The 14,057-nt window shown below is 53.9% G+C and carries 10 protein-coding genes and 3 pseudogenes; 8 read left to right on the forward strand and 5 right to left on the reverse strand.

From position 1 onward, the window contains the following. Positions 1-85: 85 nt before the first annotated feature. From ACR3ES_RS25190 to ACR3ES_RS25200, 3 genes and pseudogenes are all read right to left on the reverse strand, one after another. Positions 86-235 (reverse strand): annotated as a pseudogene (locus ACR3ES_RS25190) (IS3 family transposase); the annotation flags it as partial. A gap of 140 nt (positions 236-375) precedes the next feature. After that, positions 376-2,313 (reverse strand): S41 family peptidase, encoded by a 1,938-nt coding sequence (locus ACR3ES_RS25195; protein ID WP_480425978.1) that lies wholly within the window; start codon positions 2,311-2,313, stop codon positions 376-378. Between the two features lie 13 nt (positions 2,314-2,326). Then, positions 2,327-3,406: a hypothetical protein gene (locus tag ACR3ES_RS25200; protein ID WP_480425976.1), complete on the reverse strand. Its 1,080-nt coding sequence runs from the start codon at positions 3,404-3,406 to the stop codon at positions 2,327-2,329. 83 nt (positions 3,407-3,489) lie between these two features. Between ACR3ES_RS25200 and ACR3ES_RS25205 the strand changes: the two genes are divergently transcribed. After that, a complete protein-coding gene (locus ACR3ES_RS25205) occupies positions 3,490-3,696 on the forward strand; it encodes a hypothetical protein (RefSeq protein ID WP_480426086.1) in 207 nt (68 codons plus the stop codon). 696 nt (positions 3,697-4,392) lie between these two features. Here ACR3ES_RS25205 and ACR3ES_RS25210 read toward each other — a convergent pair. Then, positions 4,393-5,390 (reverse strand): annotated as a pseudogene (locus tag ACR3ES_RS25210) (IS110 family RNA-guided transposase). A 74-nt stretch (positions 5,391-5,464) separates the two neighbouring features. Here ACR3ES_RS25210 and ACR3ES_RS25215 point away from each other — a divergent pair. From ACR3ES_RS25215 to ACR3ES_RS25245, 7 genes and pseudogenes are all read left to right on the forward strand, one after another. Beyond that, positions 5,465-6,814 (forward strand): annotated as a pseudogene (locus tag ACR3ES_RS25215) (IS3 family transposase). Between the two features lie 479 nt (positions 6,815-7,293). Further along, complete coding sequence (locus tag ACR3ES_RS25220) at positions 7,294-8,160, forward strand: tyrosine-type recombinase/integrase (RefSeq protein WP_480493262.1); 867 nt, start codon at positions 7,294-7,296, stop codon at positions 8,158-8,160. 112 nt (positions 8,161-8,272) lie between these two features. Further along, a protein-coding gene (locus ACR3ES_RS25225; RefSeq protein WP_480424059.1) for an IS5 family transposase occupies positions 8,273-9,030 on the forward strand; the annotation gives its coding sequence in 2 pieces (ribosomal slippage) (positions 8,273-8,594 and positions 8,594-9,030; 759 coding nt in all). Between the two features lie 102 nt (positions 9,031-9,132). Then, positions 9,133-10,161: an IS110 family RNA-guided transposase gene (locus ACR3ES_RS25230; RefSeq protein WP_171567903.1), complete on the forward strand. Its 1,029-nt coding sequence runs from the start codon at positions 9,133-9,135 to the stop codon at positions 10,159-10,161. 550 nt (positions 10,162-10,711) lie between these two features. Next, the gene (locus ACR3ES_RS25235; RefSeq protein ID WP_480426085.1) at positions 10,712-12,232 is read left to right on the forward strand and encodes a Fic family protein; all 1,521 of its coding nucleotides are present in this window, start codon (positions 10,712-10,714) and stop codon (positions 12,230-12,232) included. Further along, positions 12,229-12,489 (forward strand): DUF4365 domain-containing protein, encoded by a 261-nt coding sequence (locus ACR3ES_RS25240; RefSeq protein WP_480426083.1) that lies wholly within the window; start codon positions 12,229-12,231, stop codon positions 12,487-12,489. The genes ACR3ES_RS25235 and ACR3ES_RS25240 overlap by 4 nt, the downstream gene beginning before the upstream one ends. After that, positions 12,486-12,872 (forward strand): hypothetical protein, encoded by a 387-nt coding sequence (locus ACR3ES_RS25245; RefSeq protein ID WP_480426082.1) that lies wholly within the window; start codon positions 12,486-12,488, stop codon positions 12,870-12,872. The genes ACR3ES_RS25240 and ACR3ES_RS25245 overlap by 4 nt, the downstream gene beginning before the upstream one ends. Positions 12,873-12,903: 31 nt before the next feature. Here ACR3ES_RS25245 and ACR3ES_RS25250 read toward each other — a convergent pair. Then, positions 12,904-14,029 (reverse strand): IS3 family transposase gene (locus ACR3ES_RS25250; RefSeq protein ID WP_480634816.1). Its coding sequence is split into 2 segments (ribosomal slippage): positions 12,904-13,762 and positions 13,761-14,029, totalling 1,128 coding nucleotides; the frame shifts between segments, so codons are not numbered across the junction. Positions 14,030-14,057: the final 28 nt, after the last annotated feature.

Here is a 14,057-nt window from a genome sequence, read left to right on the forward strand (position 1 = left end):
ACCAGATCACCAAAATGGAAAATATCGGGATTCTATATTTGAATAGGCATCAGCTATGGTGAGGCTTGCGCCGTCAGACGTTCACTTCACGACGGCACAACTCAGCAATACTGTCCTCGCCGCGTAGGCCGTCCAGAACGATCCTGATCTTCTCTTCGGATGAATAATGCTTGCGCGTGGCACGCTTGATATCTTTGACGATCTTCTCGCCAGCGCTCTTCGTTGTCTTTCTCATCGTCCACTCCTCGGTGGATACGATGTGCAACAAACCCTCTCTTAGAAAATGACTCTATTTGGTCCCACAAGCGCTGACGTCAGACATTCAGAACAACGAGCGCGCACGTTTTTGCACTGAAGTGATCTGCGTATGACAAGCTATGAGATGGCACTCATCTCTTTCAGCTCCAGGGTCGCACGTTCATACATGTCTTGGTTCTTCTCGAGCACGTCCCTGAGTGTGGGCTTATAAATGACGTCAGGGCGAATTCCGAGATCCTCCAACAGACGACCTTCGTTCAAACCGGTTCTCACACAACGTCTGACCGTGAACCCAAAATAGAGATCGCTGGGAATTGCCTGGAGGCCTGTCTGCGAAGCGTCCGGGTAGACCTGAAGATCGTTGCTCATCCATGGCAGATCTCTCACTTGGTGCGACAATGATCCGTCAGAGATCGTCCACACACGGCCGCCAAATTCCTGCCCTGAAGAAGATACCTGAGCAATTGAGGAGATCGACGTTCCGCTTTCATTGAAGGCAAGCCTGATTGGATCGGTAAGATTTCCCGCTTCCAAGTCCGATGCAAGTGCGCTCTCCATGGGAAAGTCGGGGACAAACAACCGAAGAACATCAAACCTCCAGTTGTTGCCCCCTGCCGCTGCCATGTTTTTGTCGATACACATGACACGGCCGATGTCGTGATCGATGAATCCAGCGGTAAACATGTCAGCCGTACTAAGCGCCAAAGCGTCGGTTACAACGACCACTGAGCCAAAGAACTTCTGACCAATTTGGTTCGCATCATCATCAGTTCCTTCAATCGGGTATCCTTGTGTGAAGTCTTCTCCGGTTTGATGTGCTTCTTCCATCGAATTTCGCCATTGGCCGAAATAGTCAGATGCATCCATGAGTTTCCTGGTGCCCGGCGAAACTCTGAACTGAAACCTTGTTGGGGTGATGCGTTTAGGCGTTAGCAACTGCAGCAACCTTTCACCTGCGGCAATGTAGCCTCCAGAATTACCTCGAATATCGATGATCAATCCCTCTGCGGGCAGTTGTTGCAGGGCTTCGATGAAGTCGGTCGCAATGTCGTCGACGCCATCGGATCTGAAGTGATGAAGCCGGACATATCCATAGGTTCCATGTTGTGTGGTTATCGTTCCGTACTGAAAGTTCGGCTTGGCCCCAATGACCACCGGGGTATCGCCGCTTGCCTGAGCGGCGGACTGTTCCGCTGCTTCATCGAAGCTAGAGGGTAAAAATTGGGCCCTTTTGGTTTGTTGCTGTTGAGACAGTTCAATGTCCCCACCGAACCCTATGACGTTTTGACCTATGGCCGGATCAAGGGGAACAGTTCCTACATCAAAACCTGTCCAGTTGAACTGCTCCTCGCGGGCCTGTCCGTTGACTTCAAAGTTGAGCCTCACCCAGGATTCTGATGGCCAGGAAAACCGGCGAAGCGGTCGCCTGGTCAAGAATTCGATGGCGCGGGCAAATAGTGCAGGCTCGTTCCCAGCATCGAACAGGTTGGCATTGATCCTTACCTGTCGCGCTATAGGGGTTCCGTTCCAGTGGGTGACGATTGCGCCCACTGCCAAGTGTTGTGGTGTAAATCCGCCTTCTATCTTGGTGACGACGTATGTCTCGACATCGTTGATCCAGCAGCGTTCGATATCAAACGGGAGCACGCAAGAAAGGCCATTTGGCGAGCGCCCGTAAAAGACGAGATGTCGGTCCCGCGTGCGCGTGATGGTCTGGATGATGCTCTGATGAAACTCATCATCGGTCAGTTGCTCGATAACCGGTTCCAACCGTTCAAGGGCACGAACCGGGTCAAATCCGAATTGAGATTTCTTCATTCCAAGATGAACGAAAAATTCCCGCAATACCAAGCGTATCTGTTCGACAATTCGTTGACGATCTTCGATTGGATATAGATTTGCGGCAACCGTACTCTCCAGATCGAGCGCAAATGATCTGGCAATGGGAGCTCCGTTGGGAGACATCCTGATAACTGGTTGGGCTTTATTCAGGTTCTGAAAGACCTCGATACGCTCATCAGTCAGTGACTGTTGAAGGGCTTCATCATATTTCATTGACCACTTCCTCTCACCACTCAATCACAAACGAGACCGGTCGATGATCACTCGGGCGGTCGCCTCGCTTGCGCTTCTTGTCAGTGTCGTCAAAGTTGTTGAATGCACCCGTTTCGACCTTGCACGATCCCGCTTTCAGCTTGAATGGCTTCTTGTTTCGCCACATGGATGGGGACACGACCACATGATCGATCAACTCGTCTACGAGTTTTCCTCCCTCCAATGGATCGGGAAATGTCACCGTGCTTGACTTGGCAATGACGCTCGGCGTCATCGCATGTTCAAAGTAGGTGTCAGGTTCCAGGAACGAACCGACCAGTTCATCGATGATGTTGTGAATGAGGAACTCGCGCTCCATGAGCTCTGCATAGGCCCCATCGTTGAAGTCTCCGACAATAATGGATGCATCCGGTGCACCGGAATCGGCGTTCAGATCCTCGACCACGTAATCCCTTAGCTTGGTGATTTCCGCTGAAAGCTTTTGACGTGCCAACAGAGCGTCGTTGATGGCGTCCTCATCTCTGTCTTTCCATTGTTTGGGATCCTTCAGCTTGGAAAACTTGGATTTCGTGTGAACGTTGATGATCCGTAGCGTCTTTCCGGCAGCTGGTTTGTAGGAGAGAACAAGTGGGGTTCGGAAAAACTTATGGGTCTTTCGGTCGGCCTTCTGGATTTTGCCCCACGGATAAAAGCCCTGTGATCCACGCAGAGACTTTGTTTCCGGGCCTTTTGGATCAAAAACGGAGACTTTGCCTGCGATGCTCGTGTGAACAAGAAAGTGCAGGGTTTGGGTTCTCGAGTTCGAGGTGTGCACGACAAATTTGTTGCCGAGGAACTTTTGAACAAAAAGTTCCAGCTGTTCTTTGCGAGGCGGTCCTTCCTGGATGGCGATGATTTTGGCGTCGATTTTCTTGATGACGCCCGCAATGCGCTTACACAATTCGGGCACGTCTTCGATTGGGGCCAGTTTGATGCCGCCGAGTTTCTTTCCCGCGAAACTGTCTCTGATCGTGCCGTCCCAGGTTTTCCACTCTCCGTTAAAAACGGAGATCATCCATTCAATGTTGAACGTCGCGATCTTTAACTGGGGCACAGTGGGGTCCTCCTCGAAATCTATTCTTTTGATTGTACAGCAATATTGCGATGAAGCGCAAAACTCTCCGTGCCGGAGGATATTTGAACATTAAATCCCTCGTTGGCCGGATCGGAAGCCTCGATCTCGAAAGCCGTATCGAAGCGGAATTGCGTGAGGGGCTGGCACGTTTTGGTCCAGAGTTATCCACCGATGCAGATGTTTGGTTTTTCCAGATTTTGGAGTTTGGAGCGCCCAAAGCAAGGTATCTGGTCGAAGCCGACTTGTTCGCGGAACGTGTGGCCAAGTAAATTTCAGAGCGTGCTGAGGGGCCGGATTACGCCGCCCCGAGACTGAAATCATCCTTCGAAACCTGGACCATTCCTCCTCTTCAGACGCTTCCAAGGTGACACAGAGTTCTTTAGTGCCATCGCGCCGGAAATTGCACGGCGCACGTTGGAGAATCTATCTACGATCGGTCTCGATGTGAGAGCGCTGCAAATGCAGAGCGACGAGTATCGTACGGCTCTATCGGAGATCACTGCTTTGGTGCAGAGCATCGACCAACCTGTGGAAGCCTTGGAAAGAGGAGTGCCATTCAATGAGATTGAAGCGCCCGTTTCGCGAGTCTCAGTTACGCACATTATCGCAGCAAAAATTTCACTTGGCACTGTCTGACGTCAGCGCGAATGGGACAGTTTAGGTCGATTTGATAAGAGAGGGTTTCTGGCTCATCGTAACCGCCAAGGAGTGGATCTATGGACGCCCCCTGCGCAAGGTGTTTTTTGTGATGATGTTGACGGCATTGGATGCGTGAATCTATCCGGCCTTTGATTGAAGCATCTTTGCTCCTGGCCTCGATGGGATCCGCTGGTTTCAGTGCCTTCCAAGATGACCGGCCTTTCCTGGCCACCACTCCTTACAGGCTGTGAATTGCGGCCCCTGCCGTTACACCATCGTCTCGTCACCTCGCATTCTTAGAGCGCCAGTACTTTCCGGGCTGCCCGCTACGCCGCTTTGTAGCCTTCTCCGCTCCGCAAAATCGCCCAGGCAATGCGTGCTGTCTTGTTGGCGATAGCCACGAGCGTTTTGTTGTGACCTGCGCGTGCCAGCAAGCCCTGCGCCCATCTCGCGCGTTGATCATCACGATTGGCGATCCTGATCAGGACGGACCGGGCGCCGTGGATGAGCTGGCGCCGCAGGTATTGGTTGCCTCGTTTGCCTATGCCACCAAGCCGGGGCTTGCCGCCCGTCGTATATTGTCTGGGAACCAAGCCTATCCATGCCGCGAGTGCCCGGCCAGACGAAAAGTGTCGACCGTCATCAACGGCAGCGATCAAGGCGGTGGCGATCACAGGCCCGACGCCGGGGAGGGTTGCAAGACGTTTGCACCGCTCATCGGTCCGGCAGATCGCGATTAGCTTACGGTCGAGCTCAGCGACGTGTTTGTCCAACGCTTCGAATTCGGCGATAAGTGCGTTGAAGTTTTCCGTTGCCAGCGCTGACAACTTGGCCTCAGCGACGGCGTTTCTGATATCCTTTCGGAACCGAAAGGCACCGACTGGAATGACAACGCCATACTCCCCCAGAAGGCCCCGAATGTGATTAATCAATCCGGTCCGTTGTGTGATGAGACGATCACGTGTTCGATGCAGCATCTGCAAATCCTGTTGCTCCGTCGTCTTCACTGGGACAAATCGCATAGTCGGGCGCAGTGCGGCCTCATAGATCGCCTCGGCATCAACAGCGTCGTTCTTGGAGCCTTTGACAAACGGCATTACGAACCGCGGATGAACGAGGCGCACGGCATAGCCTTGCGCCTCAAACTGTCTGCCCCAGTGATGAGCGCTGGCACAAGCCTCCATGGCGACTGTTTCCGGGAATACTCCTGAACGGCAGCGGCGAGTTTTGATCTGGTCACCTTCTTCGAGATTACCTCGCCCTCATTGGTGATTCCGTGGATGTGAAACGACTGTTTGCCTAAATCAATCGCAAGTAACTGCATTCTGTGAACTCCTTCTGCTTGATACGTCTGCCGAAAACTATCGGCATCGGTGCAAGGGGCGTCCATTCCATAAGATGAGACAGAAACCCGGAACCAAGCAGAGCCACGGTGAGAAGGTCGTAAAGAACATTCGCCGTGCGACCCGCAAACAGTACTCCGCAGAAGAGAAGATCAGGATCGTGCTGGACGGCCTAAAGGCGAGGACAGCATCGCAGAGCTGTGCCGTCGTGAGAGCATCGCGCAGAGCCTTTATTACAGCTGGTCCAAGGAATTCCTGGAAGCCGGCAAGAAACGTCTGGCAGGCGACACGGCCCGCGCGGCAACTTCCACCGAAGTGAAGGATCTGAGACGGGAAGCCCGTGACCTGAAGGAGGTGGTTGCCGAACAGGCTCTTGAACTGCGGTTGCTCAAAAAAGCATGATCGCGGATGGGGACGACGACGAATGAGATATCCCGCATCCGAAAAACTGGAAGTCATCCGCTTGGTTGAGCAATCGCATCTGCCGACCAAGCGCACTTTGGAGAAGCTGGGCATTCCGAAGACCACCTTCTATCGCTGGTACGACCGGTATCTGTCGGGTGGTCCTGAGGCGCTTGAGGATCGTAGTCCCAAGCCCTCACGGGTCTGGAACCGCATTCCGCAGCCAATGCGTGAGAAGATCAAGGACCTGGCACTGAAGGAAAGTGAGCTTTCCCCGCGTGAGTTAGCTGTTCGCTTCACCGACACAGAAAAGTACTTTGTGTCAGAGGCTTCGGTCTATCGCATCCTCAAGTCTTACGATCTGATCACCAGCCCGGCTTATATGGTTTTGTCGGCCGCAGACGAGTTCCAGGACAAGACCACACGACCGAACCAGCTCTGGCAGACCGACTTTACCTATCTGAAGGTGATCGGCTGGGGCTGGTTCTATCTCAGCACGATCCTGGACGATTACAGCCGATACATCATCGCCTGGAAGCTTTGCACGACGATGAAGACCAAGGATGTGACCGACACACTGGACCTCGCTTTGCACGCCTCAGGCTGTGATCAGGCAACGGTGCTGCACAAACCACGCCTGCTCAGCGACAACGGGTCCAGCTACATCTCTGGTGAGCTTGCCGAATGGCTGACAGATCAGAAAATGGATCATGTTCGAGGGGCGCCATACCATCCGCAAACTCAGGGAAAGATCGAGCGCTGGCACCAGACTCTCAAGAACCGCATCTTATTGGAAAACTACTATCTGCCCGGTGACCTTCAGCAGCAGATCGATGCTTTCGTCGATCACTACAATCACCGGCGCTACCACGAAAGCTTACAAAACCTCACGCCCGCCGATGTCTACTTCGGACGCGGGCAGACCATTCTAAAACAACGAGAAAGGATCAAACGAAAGACCATCGAAACCCGGCGCTTGCTTCACCGCAAATCCGCCGCATAATCACAACAACCAGATGAGCCAGATCCTCTCTTAGCTCAGGCGGCCATCTGTCCCAAAACCCCTGACAACGGACACACTTGGCACCTACTCAGACGAAAAAGTGCATGAGATTCATCGCAGGCCGGAGAACTGCAAAAAGTAATTCATTCACCCCTTCGATGGAGACGATCGCACACGTTGCATCTGTTACATTCTCACACTGGTCAAAAACGGCAACGGTGGGACAAATACCGGATCCAGACTGGCAGGCGACATACGACCAGCTCAATTGCGAGGCAACTTGATTTCACCGTATTTTGGCGATGAGGGCTTTTGAAAGATTGGCGCTCCCCGCCCGATGTAATGGGTCCCATTATCGTTACCGCGCAAAGAGCCCCAATTTCGACCCATACCAAAGATGTGATGCACTGGCAGGACACCTCAACAGGAGTCCATCATGCCCCACATCGATCACACCGGCTTCGTCAATTCTTGCCGCGATGAACGCGGTGTCAGCCATCACACACGCTCTGCGCCTATGCCCAAGATCACGCACCTTCGCACGCTTCACAAAGGCACATCACCTCACCGATCCGCTGTCGAAAGACGACATCCTCGCATACCACCGCCATCTGCGCGATGAGCTGGGCGCCAAACCTGCAACCTTCGAGCGGCGGCTCGTCACCCTCAAATCCTACTTTGCCTGGCGCGCAGATCGGAACAGCGCCCTGCCCTCTCCGTTTGCGGACGTCCGCGTCTCGGTTCGCATCCCACGGCGCTTGCCCCGCCCCATCGACCGGGACATTTTGAAAGCCGTTATGCACGCCAAAACCGGACCGAGCAGTGCACAGCCCGCGAATCAGGAAGTCACAGTCCTAATGATCAAGCTGCTCATTGTGACCGGTCTCCGGATCAGCGAACTCACCAACCTAAAGGTCCGCGATGTCTCCGCCGACGCCTCCCAAATGATCGTGCGCGGCAAAGGCAACAAGGAGCGCATCGTCTTTGTGCCTAATGAGGAGCTGCAGGACGCGTTTCGACGATACTGCGTAGATCGGGCCAAGCGGGACTCCTTGAAATCACCGCTCTTCATGAACGCGGTTGGTCGTCGGCTTCGGTCACAAACCTTCCGGAAACGGCTTCGGGTGCTGTCAGATCGCCTAGGGATCGCGCCCCATCTGACGCCGCACCGATTCCGACACTCGGCCGCCACGCTATTGGTCGAAGAAGGCATCGATATCCGCATGGGGCAGGCTTTGTTGGGGCACGCCAATCTCAGGACCCCCGAAATCTATGTGCGGGTTGCGAACCAAGTATTGCGAAAGGCGATGGAGAGAGCTGATATTTTGCGTTTGTTAGACGGGTAGCCACCTTTCAGAGACTTATGGGCGTTAGACAAGCGATCGCCCAACTTAGGGTCAGGACCCATTGATTTCCGGGATGTGGCGTGATTCACGGTTCGAAAAGCGAGCGGTGAACATGTCTGATCTGTTTTGGCTGACCGATGCCCAGATGGCGCGTCTTGAGCCTTTCTTTCCCAAGTCACACGGCAAGCCACGCGTTGATGATCGCCGTGTGTTAAGCGGGATTATCTTCATCAATCGCAATGGCTTACGATGGCGTGACGCACCTGCTGCCTATGGCCCGCACAAGACGCTTTATAACCGTTGGAAACGGTGGAGCGAAAAGGGCATTTTCGCCCAGATGATGGCAGGCTTGGCCGCCGGTCACGGAGAAGAAAAGACGGTCATGATCGACGCAACCTACCTGAAGGCACACCGCACAGCGACCAGTTTGGGCGTCAAAAAGGGGGGCGTGGACGCCTGATTGGTCGGACCAAAGGCGGCATGAACACCAAACTGCACGCCATCTGCGACAGCCAGGGACGTCCTCTCAACCTGTTCGTCACAGCAGGACAAGTCAGCGACTACATCGGCGCGCGGGCGTTGTTGAACAGCCTGCCGGATGTCGACTGGCTGCTTGGAGACCGCGGCTATGATGCAGACTGGTTCCGGGAAGCGTTGAAAGACAAGGGGATACGCGCCTGCATCCCCGGCCGAAAACAGCGGAAGAAACCGGTGAAGTACGACAAGCGCCGCTACAAACGCCGCAACAGGATCGAGATTATGTTTGGCAGGCTGAAGGATTGGCGGCGTGTGGCAACCCGATATGACAGATGCCCGAAGGTCTTCCTATCTGCAATCGCGCTGGCCGCCATCGTCATTTACTGGCTATGAGATGCTGTAACGGGGCCTGCGTCACGCACGACCGTTGCCACTTGTCAGACCAGCACGGCGCTGTCGCCATTCCCGTATTGACCCTAGATGGAGGATGACGGGATGAAGCTATTTATCGGATTGGATGTGTCGTTGGCGAAGACCGCAGTGTGCGTGGTAAGCGAGCATGGCCGGATCGTCAAAGAGGCGGAGACTGAAAGTGACCCGGAAGCTCTGGCGCACTGGTTGGACGAACTTGACGGCAGTATCGCAGCGATTGGCCTTGAGGCTGGGCCACTGTCGCAATGGCTGCACAGAGGGCTGACCGAAGCTGGCCTGGAGGCGGTGCTCATGGAAACACGGCAGGTGAAAGGAGCGCTGAAGGCGATGCCGATCAAGACGGATCGGCGCGATGCAGAAGGGATTGCACGCCTTCTTCATCTCGGCTGGTTCCGCCCGGTCCACTGTAAATCCGTCTCTGCTCAGGAAACCCGGGCGGTTCTCGGCGCTCGAAAGGCTATCCAGCAGAACATGATCGCTCTGGAAATGTCGTTGCGCGGACTGCTGCGGAACTTCGGCCTCAAGGTTGGTGCGATCTCCCGCGGCAGGTTCGAGACACGCATTCGGGAATTGGCAGATGGCAATCCGATGCTGGAAACCGCAACAGCGCCAATGCTACGCGCCAGAGCAACGTTGCGACAAGAACTGGCAGCCCTTGAGAAACAGGTACGCCAGCTCGCCCAGGACGATCCAGTGTGCCATCGTTTGATGACAATGCCGGGGATCGGTGCAGTCGTCGCACTGACCTTCCGCGCAGCTGTCGATGATCCAACCCGCTTTCGATCTTCAAAGCGGGTCGGACCGTGGGTTGGCTTGACGCCTTCACGCAACCAGTCCGGAGAACGGGACCTGTCAGGCGGTATCACCAAAGCTGGTGACGTCAATCTGAGGAGGGCGTTGTGCCAGGCCGCAACCGTCATGATGAACCGCGGCCGATCGACATGGCTGAGAACCTGGGGAGCCCAACTCGCGCAGCGGCGCGGACGCAAAATCGCAATGGTCGCCCTCGCACGCCGTATCGCTGTCATACTTCATCGGATTTGGGTCGATGGCACAACCTTCCAATCAGATGCGGCGCCAAACCCTGCCTAACAGGATGACACCCCACCCGTTGCCTGCCTGATCGCAGGCCTTTGAGGTCCCGCAGGGACGTGGTTCCGATGATGCCGTGGTCAGGACAGTCGCCGACTTCAATCAAGCACGCCTATGAGATGGGCACATCGGAATTACATCGAACCAGCATCATGTTGGCAGCCGCCGCGCTGACCACGAACCGAAGCATGTACCCAAAGGATCTCAGCCGTAGGCCGCGACAGAAGCCAGGACCGGCACCAAGAATATCAAAGAACCTCTACGGCGGGTCAATTGTTGTGCGCAAAACCGCTTGACTGGGGTGCCTCCGTTACCGAAGTCCTGACCCTAAGGTAACAATAGTGGTGATGAGGTCTACGGCTAGCTACCATTTCGCTCAGTTTTTGGTGGGTTACATAAAAGAATATGAGGCTTTGGACTAATTTTGCACAATAAGATAAAATATGCACAGCTCGATAAGATAAATATTGATCTACATGATTAGATAAAAGACATACAACGCTAAAAGATAAATATTGATCAACACAATAAGATAAGGACTGATCGAGCCATGGCAACAGCTCCTGAGAAACTCGCAGATGCCCTTGAGGCTCTTAACGTGCTGCAAGCAAAGGGCCAAGTGGCTGTACGCTCAGCCGACCTATCGCGCACCCATCGTGAGCGATTGATGAAGTCTGGGTTTCTCAAAGAAGTCATGAAGGGCTGGTACATTCCGTCTCGTCCCAATGAACGAGTAGGGGAAAGCACGGCATGGTATGCCTCGTTTTGGGGGTTTTGCGCGCAATATTTGACAGAGAGATTTGGGGAGGACTGGTCCCTGTCCCCAGAGCAATCTTTGATGCTACATGCAGGCGACACAACTGTGCCGAGGCAGGTACTGGTTCGCGCCCTGAAGGCCGGCAACAAGAACACGGACTTTCCGCACAACACATCTATATTTGAAAGCCGCACAACGATTGCTGACGGCGATGGTTTGACCCTTAAGGATGGACTCCGTCTGTTCTCGCTGGAAGACGCATTAATCAGCGTCCCAGAGGCGTTCTTTGAGAACAACGCAACGGAAGCGCGTACGGTACTGGCGATCATTCCTGATGCTTCAGCAATTCTTGCCAAGCTTCTTGACGGTGGACACACACGCGCGGCCGGTCGCCTGTCAGGTGCTTTTCGCAGTATTGGCAGCGGGAAGATTGCTGATGAAATATTGTCAGCGATGAAAGCCGCCGATCATGATGTGCGTGAGGTCAATCCGTTCGCCCAATCGATAAGAGTGGCCAATGCAGGTCGCATTGCATCGCCTCATGTGCACCGCATCAGATTAAAATGGGACAAGATGCGCACCCAGATTATTGCGCTTTTGCCAGCAGCGCAGCCCATTGCAAACGATCCAGAGGCGTATTTGAAGGCCGTGGACGATATCTATGTGACAGACGCGTATCACTCTCTATCAATCGAGGGGTATCGAGTTTCTCCGGAACTGATCGAAAAGGTACGCCAGGGTAATTGGAGCCCGAATAACGATCCTGAAGATCGCGCTTTAAGGGACGCACTTGCGGCGCGCGGATATTGGGAAGCATTTCAACGAGTGCGTGAGAGCGTGAGAGCGGTTCTGGAAGGCAGGGATGCTGGGGAGGTCGTGGAAGCGGATTTGAGTGATTGGTATCGCAATTTGTTTGCGCCATCGGTGACTGCTGGCATTTTGAAAGCGTCCCAGCTTGCGGGGTATCGCAATTCCCCTGTCTACATTCGCCAATCACAGCATGTGCCTATGAATGTTGAGGCTGTCCGCGATTGCATGCCGGTTTTCTTTGAGCTGTTACGTGAGGAAAAGGATGCCAACGTTCGGGTCGTTCTTGGCCATTTCATTTTTGTTTTCATTCATCCCTTTTTTGATGGGAACGGACGTACAGCACGCTTTTTGATGAACGTGATGATGGCCGCTGCAGGGCGGCCATGGACTGTGATCCAGGTTGACGACAGAGATGCTTACATGGCCAGTTTAGAAACCGCGAGCGTTGAAGAGAATATCGAGCCCTTTGCGTCATTCATCGCGGAAGCGATCGGTGCGCAATGAGGAATAGCCACAAAACCGAGCGACTTGGTGTTAACGCGGTTGAGCAGGCCTTCCTAAATATGGACTGGCTGTTCCGCGAACAACCTATCAGCGACTTTGGAATTGATGCTCATGCCGAGCCCAACGGCGAGAATGGCCCAACAGGTCAGCTGATTGCACTGCAAATCAAATCCGGCACGTCATATTTCAAAAAGCGCGGTAAAAACTTCGTCTTTTACGGGGATGAACGCCATCTGTGGTATTGGACGTCCCAGTGATCAAAGAAGTAGTCGAGAGGGCTGCAACTGAGGGTGTGTTTCTGATTGTTGATGAGTGGGTCAACAAGACACTCAATTTCCGTGAGGCCAAGATGTGCTTCGGCGATCCAGACACCGAACCAGAATATGAATTCATGACTTGGCTGCCGTCGTCAGACCTGAACGAGGTGATGGCACATTTCTTCCCATGGCTGGATTATCACTATGAGTGCGAAATTGACGACGGCTCAGGAGAAGTTGAAGGCCATACATTGAATGTCGAACTCAATGAGCTCGGCAAAGCATTTCTGGCCATGGAGACATATTACCAAGATGGAGCAGAGGTCGGTGACCTTGAACCTCTCTATGCGCATACGAATGAAAGCATTGCTGAAAGATACTGATCAGCCCCATTTGTGTGGTCCAATTTGATTGTTAGTGCATGACCGGCCTTTGGTCCATTTGAACGATGGTTTCCGGGGCCGGCGGTTTATATCCCAGAGCACTGTGAGGGCGTTTTGTGTTGTAGTGTTTCCTCCATTCTTCGATCAAAATCTGCGCTTCTCTTAGACAGTAGAAGACTTCTCCATTCAGGAACTCATCTCTGAACCGCGCATTGAAACTTTCACAGTAACCGTTCTCCCATGGGCTGCCTGGCTCGATGTATGCGGTCTTTGCTCCAACTGCATTGATCCAGTCTTGCACCGCCACGGCAATGAACTCAGGGCCATTGTCGGAGCGAATGTAGCTTGGCACACCGCGCATGATGAACAGGTCACTCAGCACGTCGATGACATCGCTGGAGTTCAGCTTGCGGTCCACACGGATCGCCAAGCACTCCCGGCTGTACTCATCAATGACGTTGAGCGTGCGGAATGCCTTTCCGTCATCCGTTCGACAATGCACGAAGTCATAGCTCCAGACGTGGTTTCGATGCTCCGGCCGCAGCCGAACACACGATCCATCATTTAACCAGAGCCGCCCCTTCTTTGGTTGTTTCATTGGCACTTTCAGCCCCTCCCGACGCCAAAGCCTCTCGACGCGCTTGTCATTCACCTGCCAGCCCGCATCTCTCAGCAAAGCCGCGATCCGGCGATAACCGTAGCGGCCATACTGGCGGGCCAATTCTATCATGTCCGCCACCAGGCGCTTCTCGTCAGTTCGACCTTTCGGCAGCTTTCGCTGTGTGGATCGGTGCTGTTTCAGGACGCGACACGCCCGGCGTTCTGAGACACGCAGTTTGTGGCGCACATGGTTGATGCAGGCACGGCGACGGGCGGGGCTCAGTAGTTTCCTTGGCCGCCTCTGTCAGGATCAGTTTGTCCAGGGTAAGATCCGAGACGGCCTTTCGAAGACGCTCATTCTCTTTTTGAAGGCGCTTAAGTTCCTTCAATTGATCCGTACCCATTCCGCCGTACTTCTTCCTCCAGCGATAATAGGTCTGTTCAACAACACCAATCTGCCGGATCGCATCCAGACGGGACATGCCTTGCCCCATCAATATCTCAACCTGCCGCAACTTCGAGACAATCTCTTCCGGCTTCGGTCGCTTGTTCGCCATGTGGTTCCTCCATTTTCTTAACCATAAC

Source organism: Ruegeria sp. B1, from assembly GCF_056535885.1.

Bases quoted from the DNA above. Each gene is read 5' to 3' on its own strand.
- ACR3ES_RS25240 (WP_480426083.1), top strand. From the start codon at position 12,229: ATGAGGAATAGCCACAAAACCGAGCGACTTGGTGTTAACGCGGTTGAG.
- ACR3ES_RS25195 (WP_480425978.1), bottom strand. From the start codon at position 2,313: ATGAAATATGATGAAGCCCTTCAACAGTCACTGACTGATGAGCGTATC.
- ACR3ES_RS25235 (WP_480426085.1), top strand. From the start codon at position 10,712: ATGGCAACAGCTCCTGAGAAACTCGCAGATGCCCTTGAGGCTCTTAAC.
- ACR3ES_RS25230 (WP_171567903.1), top strand. From the start codon at position 9,133: ATGAAGCTATTTATCGGATTGGATGTGTCGTTGGCGAAGACCGCAGTG.
- ACR3ES_RS25220 (WP_480493262.1), top strand. From the start codon at position 7,294: ATGAACGCGGTGTCAGCCATCACACACGCTCTGCGCCTATGCCCAAGA.